General features: G+C 70.0%; 13 protein-coding genes. 9 read left to right on the top strand and 4 right to left on the bottom strand.

The genetic code is table 11. The features are described 5' to 3' along the window. The first annotated feature begins 41 nt into the window (after positions 1-41). The gene (locus tag AC1RN5_RS08585) at positions 42-968 is read left to right on the top strand and encodes an alpha/beta hydrolase (protein ID WP_493040781.1); all 927 of its coding nucleotides are present in this window, start codon (positions 42-44) and stop codon (positions 966-968) included. Here AC1RN5_RS08585 and recG read toward each other — a convergent pair. After that, a complete protein-coding gene (recG, locus tag AC1RN5_RS08580) occupies positions 965-3,040 on the bottom strand; it encodes an ATP-dependent DNA helicase RecG (protein WP_493040780.1) in 2,076 nt (691 codons plus the stop codon). The two genes, AC1RN5_RS08585 and recG, sit on opposite strands and share 4 nt — an antisense overlap. A 77-nt stretch (positions 3,041-3,117) precedes the next feature. On the opposite strand from recG, the gene AC1RN5_RS08575 reads away from it, so the two are divergent. Genes AC1RN5_RS08575 through mfd form a run of 3 tightly spaced genes read left to right on the top strand, consistent with a single transcriptional unit; the run spans position 3,118 to position 7,575 of the window. Next, a complete protein-coding gene (locus AC1RN5_RS08575; RefSeq protein ID WP_493040779.1) occupies positions 3,118-3,738 on the top strand; it encodes a hypothetical protein in 621 nt (206 codons plus the stop codon). A 50-nt stretch (positions 3,739-3,788) separates the two neighbouring features. After that, on the top strand, positions 3,789-4,079 hold the full coding sequence (locus AC1RN5_RS08570) for an FAD assembly factor SdhE (protein WP_493040778.1): 291 nt from the start codon (positions 3,789-3,791) through the stop codon (positions 4,077-4,079). Continuing rightward, positions 4,069-7,575 (top strand): transcription-repair coupling factor, encoded by a 3,507-nt coding sequence (mfd, locus tag AC1RN5_RS08565; protein WP_493040777.1) that lies wholly within the window; start codon positions 4,069-4,071, stop codon positions 7,573-7,575. Before AC1RN5_RS08570 ends, mfd begins: the two co-directional genes overlap by 11 nt. 124 nt (positions 7,576-7,699) lie before the next feature. Here the strand turns inward: mfd and AC1RN5_RS08560 are convergent, their stop codons facing one another. Then, on the bottom strand, positions 7,700-9,022 hold the full coding sequence (locus AC1RN5_RS08560) for a diguanylate cyclase domain-containing protein (RefSeq protein ID WP_493041481.1): 1,323 nt from the start codon (positions 9,020-9,022) through the stop codon (positions 7,700-7,702). 134 nt (positions 9,023-9,156) lie between these two features. Between AC1RN5_RS08560 and AC1RN5_RS08555 the strand changes: the two genes are divergently transcribed. Then, entirely contained in the window at positions 9,157-9,933 is a 777-nt protein-coding gene (locus AC1RN5_RS08555; protein ID WP_493040776.1) for an SDR family NAD(P)-dependent oxidoreductase, read from the top strand. Positions 9,934-9,999: 66 nt separating this feature from the next. Continuing rightward, positions 10,000-11,133 (top strand): CaiB/BaiF CoA transferase family protein, encoded by a 1,134-nt coding sequence (locus tag AC1RN5_RS08550; RefSeq protein ID WP_493040775.1) that lies wholly within the window; start codon positions 10,000-10,002, stop codon positions 11,131-11,133. Positions 11,134-11,197: 64 nt separating this feature from the next. Here the strand turns inward: AC1RN5_RS08550 and AC1RN5_RS08545 are convergent, their stop codons facing one another. Then, positions 11,198-12,271 carry a substrate-binding domain-containing protein gene (locus AC1RN5_RS08545; protein WP_493040774.1) on the bottom strand — a complete coding sequence of 358 codons (1,074 nt, stop codon included), beginning with the start codon at positions 12,269-12,271 and terminating at the stop codon, positions 11,198-11,200. A 344-nt stretch (positions 12,272-12,615) separates the two neighbouring features. On the opposite strand from AC1RN5_RS08545, the gene AC1RN5_RS08540 reads away from it, so the two are divergent. Beyond that, entirely contained in the window at positions 12,616-13,566 is a 951-nt protein-coding gene (locus AC1RN5_RS08540) for a YihY/virulence factor BrkB family protein (protein WP_421933596.1), read from the top strand. On the opposite strand, the gene AC1RN5_RS08535 is transcribed toward AC1RN5_RS08540, so the two are convergent. Beyond that, positions 13,538-13,768 (bottom strand): sulfurtransferase TusA family protein, encoded by a 231-nt coding sequence (locus AC1RN5_RS08535; RefSeq protein WP_493040773.1) that lies wholly within the window; start codon positions 13,766-13,768, stop codon positions 13,538-13,540. The two genes, AC1RN5_RS08540 and AC1RN5_RS08535, sit on opposite strands and share 29 nt — an antisense overlap. 83 nt (positions 13,769-13,851) lie before the next feature. Between AC1RN5_RS08535 and AC1RN5_RS08530 the strand changes: the two genes are divergently transcribed. After that, on the top strand, positions 13,852-15,291 hold the full coding sequence (locus AC1RN5_RS08530) for an MFS transporter (RefSeq protein WP_493040772.1): 1,440 nt from the start codon (positions 13,852-13,854) through the stop codon (positions 15,289-15,291). A 68-nt stretch (positions 15,292-15,359) separates the two neighbouring features. Continuing rightward, positions 15,360-15,710, top strand: coding sequence for a cupin domain-containing protein (locus AC1RN5_RS08525; protein WP_493040771.1), 351 nt, complete (start codon positions 15,360-15,362; stop codon positions 15,708-15,710). Positions 15,711-15,837: the final 127 nt, after the last annotated feature.

Here is a 15,837-nt window from a genome sequence, read left to right as displayed (position 1 = left end):
TCGCCGCCCATTCTGCCGTCGGCATAGGGGAGCGTGGGCCGATGACCTGGATGCGAGACCTTCTTGGCCTTGGCGCCGCCGTCGCGCTTCTGGCCGGGCCGGCCTGGGCGGGTCAGACGCCACGCCCGGATGGCAGCCTCATCGACTGGTCCCTCGACCGCCGGGCCGGCGGCGCCAAGCAGGGAATCCTGCTGCTGGCCCAGGGCTCGGGCTGCGAGTCCGTCCTCGACAACGCCAACATCGAGCGCGGCAAGGGCCTCCTGTCGGACTTCGCCATCCTGACCGTGGAGAAGTACGGGGTCGCCCCCCATGGCAAGCCCACGGTGGGGGAGGGCGGCTGCTCACCCGCCTTCTACGCCCACCACACCATCAGCCAGCGCGTCGAGGACTATCAGCGGGTTCTGGCTCTCGTGGAGAAGGAGCCCTGGTGGAACGGTCAGCTGGTGCTGTTCGGCGGTTCCGAGGGCGGCGCGGCGGTGACCCTTCTGGCGCCTCGTGTCCAACCGACCGCGACGGTCATCTTCTCCACCGGGCCGGGCCAGCCCTTCCGCAAGACCTTCAAGCTGGCCGTCCCGCCGCCGGTTTGGGCCGAGGCCGAGGCCACCTTCGCCAAGGTCCAGGCGGCCCCGGAGAGCGCGGAGGTCTGGGGCGGCAATTCCTATCGCTGGTGGGCCGACATCCTGGACCACGATCTGCTTGCCGATCTGTTGGCGGTGGAGACCCCGATCCTGGTGGTCCATGGGGAGCGCGACAGCTCGGCCCCGGTCGCCGCGGCGCGCCTGGCGCGGGACGGCGTCCGCCAGGCCGGTCGCTGCAATCTGACCTATTGGGAATTCCCCGGCTACGACCACCAGATGCGCGACCGGGACGGTGGCGCGCATATCGAGGAGGTCCTGGGTCGCATTTCGGGATGGCTTCGTCGGGAGCTGGCCGCGCCCGACCCTGTCCGCTGCGCCCCGGGCGCCTAGCCGGCATCCTTCAGCGGCGAACTCGCCCGCCAGTCGAACAGCTCCTGCAGCACCCGCAGGGCCTTGCCGCGTTCGCTGGTGAGCTCCGGGTCGCGGGCGAGGATCATGCGGGCGTCGTCGCCGGCCGCCGCGATCAAGTCGCGGTGGGCGAAGGGGTCGGCGAAGACATAGGCCGGGAAGCCGCTCTGGCGCAGGCCCAGCGCGTCGCCGCCGCCGCGCAGCTCCAGGTCGGTCTCGGCGATCAGGAAGCCGTCGTCGGTGCGCCGCAGGATGTCCAGGCGCTTCTGGGCGGTCTCCGACAGGGGTGGGTCGTAGAGCAGGACGCAGGAACTCTCCCGCCGCCCCCGGCCCACCCGGCCGCGTAACTGGTGAAGCTGGGCCAGGCCGAAGCGCTCGGCCTGTTCGATGACCATGATGGTGGCGTTGGGGACGTTGACCCCCACCTCCACCACGGTCGTGGCCACCAGCACCTTGATCTTGTCGTCGGCGAAGTCGGCCATGACGGCGTCCTTCTCCGGCCCGGTCATCTTGCCGTGCACCAGGCCGACGCCGGGACCGATCCTGGCCCGCAGCTCGATGGCCCGCTGCTCGGCGGCCTTCAGGTCCACCAGTTCGGACTCCGAGACCAGGGGACAGATCCAGAAGGCCTGGGCGCCGCCGGCCACGGCCTCGCGCAGGCGCGCCTCCACCTCGTCGACGCGGGTCATGGGGGCAGCGCGCGTCGCCACCGGCGTGCGGCCCGGGGGCTTCTCGTCGATGCGGCTGACGTCCAGGTCGCCATAGACCGTCAGCTCCAGGGTGCGGGGGATGGGCGTGGCCGACATGGCCAGCAGGTGGACCGAGGCGCCCTTGGCCTGGAGGAGCTGGCGCTGGGCGACGCCGAACCGGTGCTGCTCGTCCACCACGGCCAGCTGGAGCCTGTGGAAGTGAACCTCGTCCTGGAAGAGGGCGTGGGTGCCGACGGCGACCTGGGCCGCGCCGCTGGCGATGGCCCGCAGCTTCTCGGCCCGCGCCGCGCCCTTGTCGCGGCCGGTGAGCAGCACGGCGGTGATCCCGTGGGCGGCCAGCGGACCCGACAGGGTCTCGTAGTGCTGCCGGGCGAGGATCTCGGTGGGCGCCATCAGGGCGCTCTGGGCGCCGGCCGCGGCCACGTCGGCCATGGCCAGCATGGCCACCACGGTCTTGCCCGACCCCACGTCGCCCTGCAGCAGCCGGCTCATCCGCTCGCCGGCGGCGAAGTCGGCGCGGACATCGGCCAGGGCGCGTTCCTGGGCGCCGGTGAGCTTGAAGGGCAGGTCGGCGACGATGGCCGCGGCCATCGAGCCCGGCGCGATCTTCTCGGCGGGTTCGGCGCGGCGGTCGGCCTTGCGCTGGGCCATGGCCAGTTGGTGGGCCAGCAGCTCGTCGAAGGCCAGCCGCCGGATATGGGCGGCCTGGGGCAGGAGGTGGGCCTCGGTGAAGGGGGCGTGCAGCCGGGTCAGGGCCTCCTTCCAGGTCGGGAAGCCCTCCTGCCTGATCCAGGCGGGATCCTGCCATTCGGGCAGCTCGGGCGCCCGCGACAAGGCCTCCAGGGCGAACTTGCGCACCGTGCGGGCCGGCAGGCCGGCGGTGGCCGGATAGACGGGCTCCACCTCCGGAATCTCGTCGGCCTTGTCGAGGGGAAGCATATAGTCGGGATGGGCGATCTGCAGGGTCAGGCCGAAGCTCTCGACCTTGCCCGAGACGATCCGCTTGGAGCCCACCGGGTGCTTGGCCTGGAGCTGGCCGCCGAAGCTGCCGAAGAAGATCAGGTCCAGGGTGCCCGTGCCATCGAAGGTCTTGATCTTCCACGGTTGCTGGGCGCTGCGCGGGACCTGGTAGGCGTCGATCTCCACCCGGAAGGTCTGGACCTCGCCCTCCACGGCGTCGACCACCGTGGTCTCGCGGCGCTTGATCAGCGAATGGGGCGCCAAGAACAACACGTCGCGCACGATGGGCCCGGCCAGCTTCTCCAGCAGCGGCGCCACGCGGGCGCCGACGCCCTTCAGCGTGGTGACCGGGGCGAAGAGGGGAAACAGAATCTCGGGCCGCATGGGGCGATCATAGCGTGAAGCTGGACGCCCGCCGCCGCCCATGATGATCTCCCGCCGACCTTTGGGGGAAGAATCCTATGCGTAACCTGTTGACCGCCGCAGCCCTGGCCGCCTTGCTGGCCGGCTGTAACCAGCAATCCGGCGGCCAGAGCGGCGCCTCCAGCGCGGGCTTCCAGCCGCCCGCGGCCCCCGCCGCCGCCCCTGCCGCGGCGCCCGCCGCCCCGACCCCGGCGGCGGGCGGCTTCAGCCACGTGAAGGGGGAGGACGTCTTTGGCTATTACATCCCCAATACCGAGGTGAAGGTCGGGAACTGGCGGCTGGAGAACATCAGCTTCGGTCCGGAGGAGGACTTCGTGGCCTGGGAAGGCGGCGCCCGGAGCGAGCCCTACGGGCCCATCATGTTCGACTTCGTGGACGTCACCAGCGCCAATGGCGAGAACGAGATGGGCCAGACCACCTACGCCAAGACCATCCGGGTCCTGCCCACCAGCTACAAGATCGGCGGCGGCGACCTGAGGTTCACCGGCAAGGACGCCGCCCTCGGGGTGGTCCAGCTGGACGGGACCATCGACATGGCGGCCCTGAAACGGGCCCGCGCCGCCGGCCCCGGCGCCCAGGAGACGGTCCTGCGCACCGGCCTGATGATCGGCCAGACCCCCTTCAAGAACCTGTCCTTCAGCTGGTTCGGCGGCGACTGACCTAGAAGACTGGCGTCGAGGGACGGGCCACCCTATATCGGCCCGTCCACATGTCGATTGACGATACCCGCCTGCGAAAACTGAAGTTCCGTGCGTGGCACAGGGGATTCAGGGAAGCGGACCTCATTCTGGGGCCGTTCGCGGACACCCATGCCCAGGATCTGGCGCCGGACGAAGTGGACCTCTTCGAGGTGCTGCTGGAGCAGCCCGACCACGATCTCTACGAGTGGATCATGGAACGGGCCGACGTTCCGGCGGAATTCGACGGGGCCTTGCTGAACAAGATCAAGGCCTTCCGGTTCAGGGTTCACGAGGTTCGGGGCGACGGTCATGGCGGCTGACGGTTCGCGCGGGCCGAGCGCGGCCGACACGCGGCGCATCAGCCGGGATCCCGGCCGCCTCGACCTGATCGGCGCGCCGGAGGGTTTCGACGCCCTGGTGATGGCCGATATCGTGCGCGCCCGCGGCGGCCTGTCGGTGTTCGTGGCCCGCGACGGCTCGCGGCTCTCGGCCTTCATCGACGCCTTCCGCTTCTTCGCCCAGGGCATCGAGATCCTGCAGTTCCCGTCCTGGGACTGTCTCCCCTACGACCGCACCGGCCCGTCCCCGGGCGTCGCCGCCCAGCGAATGACCACGCTCGCCCGCCTCGCCCAGGGGCTGGAGACCAAGACACCCACCCTCCTGGTCACCACGGCGGCCGCGGTCATGCAGCGCGTGCCCCCCAAGGACGCCGTGGAGGGCGCGGCCTATTCGGCCCGCACCGGCAATGTGGTGGAGATCGCCGACCTGGAGCGCTACTTCGCCGTCAACGGCTATGCGCGGGCCTCCACCGTCTCCGAGCGCGGCGAGTTCGCCATCCGCGGCGGGGTGATCGACGTCTTCCCGCCCAACGCCGAGGAGCCCGTGCGCCTCGACCTGTTCGGCGACACCCTGGAATCGATCCGGGGTTTCGATCCGGAGACCCAGCGCTCCACCCGCCAGCTCAAGGAGGTCAGCCTCCACCCGGTGAGCGAGGCCCTGCTGGACAAGGACGCCATCTCCCGCTTCCGCCGCGGCTATGTGGAGGCCTTCGGCGCCCCCGGCGGCGACCCGCTCTATGAGACGGTCAGCGGCGGCGGTCGGCGGGCGGGCATGGAGCACTGGTTGCCCCTGTTCTACCCGGACATGGCCACCCTGTTCGACTACCTGCCGGGCTCGGCCCTGATCGGCATCGATCATCTGGCCACCCAGGCCCGCGACGAGCGCCTGGCCATGATCGCCGACGCCTACGACGCCCGCGCCCAGGCTGACCGCAAGGTCCACTACCATCCCCTGGAGCCGGACCGGCTCTACCTCACCGCCGAGGAATGGCGCGCCCGCCTGGCCGAACGGGCCACCCGGCGGTTCTCCGCCTTCCAGGAGGCCGAGGGCGAGGTGGTGGTCGACATGGGCGCCCGCCAGGGCCGCACCTTCGTCGCCGAGCGCCAGCAGGACTCGGTGAACCTGTTCGAGGCCACCGCCGCCCACGCCCGCGCCCTCGCGGAGGCCGGAAAGCGCGTGCTGTTCGCCTCCTGGTCGGAGGGCTCGTCGGAGCGTCTGGGCGTCATGCTGGCCGACCACGGCCTGACCAACGTCACCCAGGCGCCCTACTGGGACGCGGCCAAGGCGGCCAATCCCAAGGTCCCCCAGCGGGTCGTGCTGCCGCTGGAGTCCGGCTTCGAGACAGAGACGCTCGCCGTCATCTCCGAGACCGACATCCTGGGCGATCGCCTGGCCCGGCCGCGCCGCAAGCGCCGGGCGGCCAATTTCCTGGCCGAGGCCTCGTCCCTGAGCCCCGGCGACCTGGTGGTTCACATCGACCACGGCATCGGCCGCTATGAGGGGCTCAAGACCCTGGAGGTCCAAGGCGCGCCCCACGACTGCCTCGAACTGCAGTATGGCGCCGAGGCCAAGCTCTACCTGCCCGTCGAGAACATCGACCTGCTGACCCGCTACGGGTCGGAGGGCGACGGCGTCCAGCTCGACCGCCTGGGCGGGGCGGCCTGGCAGGCGCGCAAGGCCAAGGCGAAGGAACGCCTGCGGGACATGGCCATTGGCCTGATCCAGATCGCGGCGGCCCGCGCCACCCGCCATACCGACCCGGTGGATCCGCCGCACGGGGTGTTCGACGAGTTCTGCGCCCGCTTCCCCTACGAGGAGACCGAGGACCAGCTCTCGGCCATCGGCGACATCCTGGAGGACCTCTCGGCCGGCAAGCCCATGGACCGCCTGATCTGCGGCGATGTCGGCTTCGGTAAGACCGAAGTCGCCCTGCGCGCCGCCTTCGTGGTGGCCATGAGCGGCCAGCAGGTGGCCATCGTCGCGCCGACGACCCTGCTGGCGCGCCAGCACTACAAGACCTTCACCGAGCGCTTCCAGGGCTGGCCCATCAAGGTCACCCGCCTGTCGCGCCTGGTGCCGCCGAAGGAGGCCGCCGAGACCCGCGAGGCGCTGAAGAACGGCGAGGTGGAGATCATCGTCGGCACCCACGCGGTGCTGTCCAAGCAGGTGGGTTTCAAGAACCTCGGCCTGGTGATCGTCGACGAGGAGCAGCACTTCGGGGTCAAGCACAAGGAGAAGCTCAAGGAGCTTCGCGCCGACGTGCACATGCTGACCCTGACCGCCACGCCGATCCCGCGCACCCTGCAGATGTCGCTGTCGGGCATCCGGGAGATGTCGATCATCGCCACCCCGCCGGTGGACCGCCTGGCGGTGCGCACCTACGTCACCCCCTTCGACCCCATCGTCATCCGCGAGGCCCTGCTGCGGGAGAAGTACCGCGGCGGCCAGGCCTATTATGTGGTTCCGCGCATCTCCGACCTGACGGAGCTGGAGCGGTTCCTGCGCGAGCAGGTGCCGGAGGTCCGCTACGTCGTCGGCCACGGTCAGATGGCGCCGACCCAGCTGGAGGACGTGATGAGCGCCTTCTACGAGGGCCAGTACGACGTCCTGCTGTCGACCACGATCGTCGAGAGCGGCCTGGATATTCCCACCGCCAACACCCTGATCATCCACCGCGCCGACATGTTCGGTCTGGCCCAGCTCTACCAGCTGCGTGGCCGGGTCGGCCGGGCCAAGGCCCGCGCCTATGCCTACATGACCACGCCGGCCGAGAAGCAGATCACCATCTCGGCCGAGCGCCGCCTGAAGGTGCTGCAGTCCCTCGACAGCCTGGGCGCCGGCTTCCAGCTGGCCAGCCACGACCTGGACCAGCGCGGCGGCGGCAACCTGCTGGGCGAGGAACAGTCGGGCCATATCCGCGAGATCGGCGTCGAGCTCTACCAGCAGATGCTGGAGGACGCGGTCAACGACCTGAAGGAACTGGCCGGCAAGGGGGAGGGCGCCACCGACCGGGGCTGGTCGCCGCAGATCAACACCGGCGCCGCCGTCCTGATCCCGGAGGACTACGTGCCGGACCTGCACGTGCGCCTGTCGCTCTACCGCCGCCTCTCCGACGCCGAGAAGTCCGGCGACCGCGAGGCCCTGGCCGCCGAGATGATCGACCGCTTCGGCCCCCTGCCGCCGGAAGCCGGCCAGCTGCTCAAGGTCGTGGCCATCAAGGGCCTGTGCCGCGAGGCCAACGTCGCCAAGATCGACGTGGGACCCAAGGGCGCCGTAGTCACCTTCCGCAACGAGGACTTCCCCAATCCCATGGGGCTGATGCAGTTCGTCACCAAGAACCCGGTCGCCTGGAAGGTCCGCCCGGACAACAAGGTGGTGGTGCGCGGCGAGTGGGAAACCCCGGAACAGCGCCTCAACGCCGCCGAGCGGGTGCTGAGCGAACTGGCCAAGCTGGCAGGGGCGGCGGTCGCGGCCTAGCCGCCACAACACCGCTCATCCCGGCGAAGGCCGGGACCCAGATACATCTGCCGAATTCAGGGTCTCATTCGAGGTCGTGACCCGCGACCTGGATCCCGGCCTTCGCCGGGACGAGCGGGGAGAGTTAGCTCGCCTTGTCCACGGCCCGCGCGGCCGCCTCTTCCAGCGCCTTGCCGACCCCCGTCGCCAGGTTGACCTCGGCGACGCCGATGTCGAACTCCACCACGAAGGGCGCCTTGCCCTCGCCGGCCTCGAAGGCCGTGCAGCCGATCACGGCGGCGATCCGTTCGCCCGCCGCCCGGGCCGAGGCCTGGGGGGTGGCGGGCAGGGCCAGCGCGAAGACCTCCGGCCCCAGGCGGGCGGCGGTGTCCTCGACCCGGACCAGCCGGCCGATCATCGAGCCGATCTGGGGGATGGCGCGGTCCAGCCAGCCGCCGCGCCGGGCGTTTTCCACATCCGGTCGCTCGGAGACCTTGAGCACGCAGACCGACAGCGGCCGGTTGCGCAGCCGCGAGGCCTGGGCCAGGCGGCCCAGATGGGTGGCGAACAGGTCCCGGGTGAACAGACCCGTCGCCGGGTCCATCAGGCCCGAGGCCCGGGCCTTCTCCAGGGCCTTGCGGATGGCGGTCTGGCGGCGATAGGAGCGCGCGAGCTCGATGACCCGCTTGGCGGTCTCGGTTTCGGCGGTCTCGGGCGAGGCGACGTCGGAAATGCCCCGGTGATAGGCCTCCGACATGGTCACATAGCTCTCCTGCTTCATGTAGAGCAGGGCCGGCGTGTGATAGAGCCTGGTGTTGCGGCGCATGCCCGCGGCGATGGACAGCGCCTCCTGGCTGTTGTCCCCGGCCCACAGCACCACGGCGTCGAAGGGCCGCTCGTGCAGGTAATCAAAGGCCGTATAGGCCGTGAACGCCCCCACCACCTCGGCGCCGGAGCCGGTGAGCGCATTGGACAGCGCCAGGAACTGCGGGGCGGGCTCGCCGATGGCCAGCACCCGGAAGGGGCTGGGATCGGGTTCGGGAGTCTCCAGCCGGCGGCCGCGCTCGCTGAAGGTCTCAGTGCGGAGCTCGAACTCCTCCTCGGCGATGGCCATGCGCACCAGGGTCTCCAGGCGCAGCACCACCTGGGCCGGATGCACCGGCGCGGTCAGGGTCAGGTCGAAGTTGTGGCCGTCCAGCTCCGGGCCCGGGGCGCCGATGGCGATCACCGGCAGGCGGCGCGGGGCGCAGGCGGCCTTCAGGCGCTTGGCGAGCGTCAGGGCCTCGTGGCCGCCGCTGGCCAGGTCGACGATGGCCGCCTCCACCTGCAGGTCCCCCAGGGCGGCGATGGCCGCATAGGGCCCCCGCGCCGTGACGGTGCGCCAGCCGAGCCGGTCCAGGCCCTCGGCGAGCGGTCCCGCCAGGGCGTCGTCGCGCGCGACGATCAGAACCCGCGCATGGACGCCCAAAGCCATTCGTCAAACCCTTGAAATTACGCGCGCGCCGACCCGCCTCTTATAGGCGGGAATCGCGACGAGACAGAATATACAGAGGCGCGCGACCGCGACAGGGACGCGAAGGTCGCGGTTGGGGAGCAATCACTATGGATAAGGTACTGGCGGGCCAGACGGCCATCATCACCGGGGCCTCTGGCGGGCTCGGCGCCCATTTCGCCCGCCTGCTGGCGGGGGCCGGCGCGGCCGTGGCGGTGACGGCCCGGCGGCTCGACATGGTCGAAGCCCTGGCGGGCGAGATCGCCGGCGCGGGCGGCCAGGCCATGGCCCTGCGGCTGGATGTCGCCGACGCGGCCTCGATTCCCTCAGCCTTCGCCGAGATCGAGGCCGGGCTGGGACCGGTCTCCATCCTGATCAATAACGCCGGCGTGGGCGGGGAGGGGCTGGCGCTGGATCTTTCCATCGAGGAGTGGGACCGCACCTTCGACGTCAATGTCCGCGGGGTCTTCTTCGCCGCCCAGGCCGCCGCCCGCCTGATGTTCGCCAACGGAACCGCCGAGGCGGGGCAGGCCCGCATCGTCAACATCGCCTCCATCGCCAGCCACACCACCCTGCCGGGACTGTCGGCTTACAATGCGTCCAAGGCCTCGGTGGCCATGCTCACCCGCAGCCTGGCCCGGGAGTGGTCGCGGCGCGGCATCGCGGTCAACGCGCTCGCCCCCGGCTATATCGAGACCGACATCAACGCCTCGTGGTGGGCCACCGAGGGCGGCCAGAAGCAGCTCAAGGGCTTCCCCCGCCGCCGCCTGATGGAGGCGTCGGATCTGGATGCCGCCTTCATGATGCTGGCCGGTCCCGCCGCCCGCGCCATCGCCGGCAGCCTGATCACCATCGACGACGGCCAGTCCCTGCCGGGCGGGGGATAGGCGCCGCTTGGCTGACCGCACGTCATTGGCGCTAAGCTGCCGCAAAACCGAATGGGAGTTGAGACTATGCGCCAGGGACCGCTGACGGGACTGAAGGTCATCGAGTTCGCCGGGATCGGGCCCGGCCCCTTCTGCGGCATGCTGCTGTCGGACCTGGGCGCCGATGTGGTGCGGATCGACCGCAAGGGGACCGGCGGCGCCTCGCCGGCCAATGTCAGCGCCCGCGGCCGCCGCTCGGTCGGGCTGGACCTGAAGGCCCCCCAGGCCATCGAGACCTGTCTGAAGCTGATGGAGGGCGCCGACGCGGTCTTCGAGGGCTTCCGCCCCGGCGTCATGGAGCGCCTGGGCCTGGGCCCCGACGTCGCCCTGAAGCGCAATCCCAAGCTGGTCTATGGCCGTATGACCGGGTGGGGCCAGACCGGGCCCTACGCCAACGCCGCCGGCCACGACATGAACTACATCGCCATCAGCGGCGCGCTCCATGCCATCGGAACCAAGGACAAGCCGGTGCCGCCGCTGAACCTGGTGGGGGATTTCGGGGGCGGGGCCCTCTATCTCGCCTTCGGTCTGATGGCCGGGATCATCAGCGCCCGGGAGACCGGCAAGGGCCAAGTGATCGACTGCGCCATGAGCGACGGCGCCGCCTCCCTGATGGCCATGTTCTACGGCATGAAGGCCAGCGGGATCTGGACCAATGAGCGTCGGGCCAACATGCTCGACGGCGGCGCGCACTTCTACGACACCTACCAGTGCGCCGACGGCAAGTGGATCTCGATCGGCTCCATCGAGCCGCAGTTCTACGCCCTGCTGCTGGAAAAGACCGGCATCACCGATCCGGCCTTCGCCGCCCAGATGAACCGCGGCGAGTGGGACAACCTGCGCGCCAAGCTGGCCGAGGTGATCGGCAAGAAGACCCAGGCCGAGTGGTGCGCCATCATGGACGCCACCGACGTCTGCTTCGCCCCGGTGCTCGATCTCGACGAGGCGCCCAAGCATGCGCACAACGTCGCCCGTAACACCTTCGTGGAGGTGGCCGGCGTGGTCCAGCCGGCGCCCGCGCCGCGCTTCTCGGCCACCCCCGGCGCCATCCAGGGCCCGCCCCCCGCCACCGGCGCTCACGACCGCGAGGCGCTCGCCGACTGGGGCTTCTCGGCCGCGGAGATCGACGCCCTGAAGGCCGCCGGGGTCATGAACGGGTAATCCTCACCTCGTCATCCCGGGTCGCTTCTCGGCGCCCGGGATGACGGATGTTGGAACGAACGCCCTAGGACGCCGGGGCGGTCATCACCTTCAGGTCCTTGACCACCGCCTTCTGGGCGTCGTGTTCGGCCGCCGGCAGCGGAATCAGGCCGCGGGACTGCAGGTAGCCGCCCTTGCCGGTGGCGGCGTCGGAGACGAAGCCGTCGAGGAACTCGCGCAGGCCCGGCGTGACGCCGACATTGGACTTCTTCACATAGATGAAGAGCGAGCGGGACAGGGGGTAGGCGCCGCTGGAGATGGTCTCGAAGGTGGGGGCGACGCCTTCGATCTTGGCGCCCTTCACCTTGTCCATGTTGTTCTCGAGGAACGAGTAGCCGAACACCCCCAGCGAATGGGGGGTCTTCTCCAGGGTCTGGACGATGGCGTTGTCGTTCTCGCCGGAGTCGACCCACACCCCGTCGGACCGGATGGTGTGGGACTTGGCCTTGAAGTCGTCCTCGTTGCTCTTCTTCAGGGCGGCCATGGCCGGCACCGACTCGGCGCCCTTTTCCATGGCCAGTTCGGTGAAGGCGTCACGGGTGCCGGAGGTGGGCGGCGGGCCATAGATCAGGATCGCCTCCTTGGGCAGGCCCGGCGCCACGGCGTCCCAGGTCTTGGCCGCGTTGGGGGCGAAGGCCGTACCCGACGGGACCTCGGCCGCCAGGGCGCGGTAGAGCTGCTCGCGGTGCAGGTCGTAGGTGGGGCCCTTCTTGTCGTTGGCCACCACGATGCCGTCATAGCCGATCTTGATCTCGACGATGTCGGTGACCCCGGCGGCGACGCACTTGTCGTATTCCGACTTCTTCATCGGCCGCGAGGCGTTGGCGATGTCGGGGAAGTCGGACCCCGTGCCGCCGCAGAACAGCTTGAAGCCGCCCCCGGTGCCCAGCGATTCGACGCGGGCGGCCTTGCCGCCACCGCTGCGGGCCACGTTCTCGGCCACGCGGGTGGCGAAGGGGAAGACGGTCGACGAGCCGGCGGCCCAGACCTGGGCGCGGGTTCCGCCGCCGCCGCTGGGGGCCTTGGCCCCTTCGGTCTTCTGCCCGCAGGCGCTGAGGACGAGGGCCGCGCCGGCGGCGAGGTAGACGGCGGTCTTCATGGCGAAAGATCCTGTTTCCGAGAGGGGGCGCCTGGGGGATAGGCGCCAATCGAACTCAAGCGCGCAGCTATCACCGCTTCTTGAAGCTTATGCGACAGTGGCGTGACGCGGCCGAAAAGTGAACACGTTCCGTGAGCGCCGTTCAGCCTGGGTTCAGCGGCGCCGGATCAATCTATCCCCAGGTTGGTCGTCGCCCATTCCCGTCCCTCGAGCGGCGGCCGATCCGATGGTACGACACGCCCATCGACGGCGCGCCACCCCTTCCGGTGGCGCGCCGCTTTGGCTTTTACGCCGCGTCAGATCGCGGCTTGCCTAATCGACCGGTCTTGATCACCTTCCGCGCGATGTCGATCCGGGGCCAGATCCAGCGTTTGCGAGCCATCGATTGGGATCCGCTGCACTGGCTGCGGCGCACCCTGACGGTCAACGGCAAGGCGCTCACCCGGCTCTGGGGCCGCGACGTGATGCTCTATGTCGGCGGCGTCTCCTTCTTCGTCCTGCTGGCGGTCTTCCCGGGCCTGGCCATCATGGTGGGGATCTATTCCTTCTTCGCCGACGCCAGCCAGGCCGCCAACCAGGCCGAGATGCTGGCCCGCCTGATGCCTCCCGGCGCCCGGGGCCTGTTCGAGGGCGAGCTGATCCGCCTGGCCCACGCGCCCCTGGAGGCGGTCTCGGCCCAGAGCGGCGTGGCCCTGATCATCGGCTCCTACGCCGCGCACCGGGGATTCAAGGCCCTGCTGGCGGGCCTGTCCTTCATCCATGACGAGGAGACCCCCCGCGGCTTCCTCGGCTTCAACATCATGGCCCTGCTGGTGCTGATCGCCGCCTTCGTGCTGCTGGGCTTCCTCTCGACGGTGTTCTTCTATCTCCGCTTCATCGCCGCGGCCTTCGACCTCAAGCCCCTGGCGGGGGCGCCCTGGCTGTTCAGCGAATGGACCTGGGCCAGCTTCGGCATCACGCTCGCCATGAGCCTGATCTACCGCTTCGCCATGTCGAGCCGGCCGGTGGCCTGGAAGGCCTCCATCACCGGCGGGGTGGCCGCGGCCCTGCTGTGCCTGTTCATGTCCTGGGCCAGCGCCTTCTATGTCGAGCAGATCGCCCATCTGGGCGCCACCTACGGCTCGGTGGCCGCCGTGGTGGTGTTCCTGATCTGGCTGTCCTGGACGGTGAACGCCATCTTCTTCGGCGGCGCCCTGGCCACAGAGATCGAGCTGGCCATGGACGAGCACCGCACGGCCCTGCTGCCGGACCTGCGGGGCGACAAGGCTAGATTGGTTTCCGGATCAGGAAGCTGAGGGTTCCCTCCGCCTCGGCCTTGTCCACCAGCTCGAATCCGCCGCTGGCCGCGAAGTGCGGCACGTCGATCCGCGCCAGGGGGTCGTCGGCGTAGAGCCGCACCAAGGCGCCGGCTGGCGCGTCCTCCAGGGCCCGGCGCAGGCGTAGGGTGGGGACCGGGCACCGGTGTCCGCGGGCGTCGACGATGATCTCGCTGGCCATGGGCGAGCCATAGCCCAACCCCGCCCCGGAACCCAAGCTTGGCCTTCATGCGTTGAGCCCCCGAGCGAGGAGGAGACGCAGCGATGGCGGAGGCCTTCACCACCCATATTCCCGCCCGGCTGGACCGGTTGCCCTGGACCCGATTCCACTGGCTGGTGGTCTTCGCCCTGGGGATCACCTGGATCCTCGACGGGCTGGAGGTCACCCTGGTGGGGTCGCTCTCCCCGGCCATCGCCGGCCCCACCGCCCTCGACCTGACCGACACCCAGATCGGCCTGACCGGCAGCGCCTATATCCTGGGGGCGGTGTTGGGCGCCCTGGTGTTCGGCCGGCTCACCGACACCTTCGGGCGGCGCAAGCTCTTCACCCTCACGGTCGGAGTCTATCTGGTCGCCACCCTCGCCACCGGCTTCTCCTGGGACTTCTGGTCCTTCATGGTCTTCCGGTTCCTCACCGGGGCGGGGATCGGCGGGGAGTACGGGGCGGTCAATTCGGCGATCCAGGAGCTGATCCCCGCCCGGCGGCGCGGCTTCACCGACCTGGTGATCAACGGCAGCTTCTGGATCGGCGCGGCCCTGGGCGCCGTCGGCTCCATCATCGTGCTGGACCCCAACCTCGTGCCCCAGGAATGGGGCTGGCGGGCGGCCTTCATCATCGGCGGCCTGCTGGCCCTGGTGATCATCTATGTCCGCCGCTTCATCCCCGAGAGCCCCCGCTGGCTGATGACCCACGGCCGCGCCGACGAGGCCCACGCCGTGGTGGAGGAGATCGAGGGCCGGGTCGCCCGGCACACCGGCCAGCCCACCCCGGCGCACCACCACCTGCCCAGCCTGCGCCTGCGCGGCGACCACCGCACCTCCTGGCTGACGATCGCCGCCACCCTGTTCCGGCTCTACCCGAAGCGCACCGTGCTCGGCGTCGTGCTGATGGCGACCCAGGCCTTCTGCTACAACGCCATCTTCTTCACCTACGCCCTGATCCTGACCCGGTTCTACGGGATCGCCCCGGGCGCCATCGGCTGGTTCATGCTGCCCTTCGCGTTGGGCAATTTCATGGGGCCGCTGCTGCTGGGCCACCTGTTCGACGCCCTGGGGCGCCGGGTGATGATCACCGCCACCTACGGCCTGGCCGGGGTGCTGATGTGCCTGACCGGCTGGATGTTCGCGCAGGGCCTGCTGTCGGCGACCGCCCAGACGGCGGCCTGGAGCGTGATCTTCTTCTTCGCCTCCGCCGGGGCCAGCGCCGCCTATCTCACCGTCGGCGAGAGCTTCCCCCTGGAGATCCGGGCGGTGACCATCTCGCTGTTCTACGCCTTCGGGACCCTGCTGGGCGGGGTCGGGGGACCGGCCCTGTTCGGCGCCCTCATCGACACCGGCGAGCGCGGCCAGATCCTGTGGGGCTATCTGCTGGGGGGCGGGCTGATGATCCTGGCCGCCGGGGTCGAGCTGCTCCTGGGGATCGACGCCGAGCGCAAGTCCCTGGAGGAGGTGGCGCCGCCGCTCTCCCTCCAGGATGTCCCCTAGGGCCGCACGGGTGGTCCCACCCGCACGGTTTGGTCCACAATGGACTTGAGCCGCTGGCGGAGGACGACATGGCCGACGATGAAGACATCCAGGACGATTGGCTGATCCCCCTGGCCCACGCCGAGGAGGCCCTGCCGCCGGAGGACGCCGCGATGCGCTACGTGCGCCGCTTCGCCCATGGCAGCATGGACATCGGCCTCTATGCGCCGAAGGGCGCCGACTCCCAGTCCCCCCACGACCGCGACGAACTCTATGTGGTGACCTCGGGAACGGGCCGCTTCGTGAAGGACGGGGACGAGCGGGTGTTCGGACCCGGCGACGCCATCTTCGTGGAGGCCGGCGCGGCGCATCGGTTCGAGTTCTTCAGCGACGACTTCGCCGCCTGGGTCATCTTCTGGGGGCCGAAGGGCGGCGAATAGGGGGCGTCCTCCAGGTTGAGCGCGCCCGCCGACGTAAACCAGAGCGCAAGGACTCCGCGTTTAGCCTCGCGCTTTCCGTGGGGGCGGCCGGCGCAGCGATGAAATCTCTCTCACGCAGATTCCTGAT

Source organism: Phenylobacterium sp. GW821-FHT12F10 (assembly GCF_058806695.1).
This window is presented reverse-complemented; position numbering and strand designations above follow the sequence as displayed.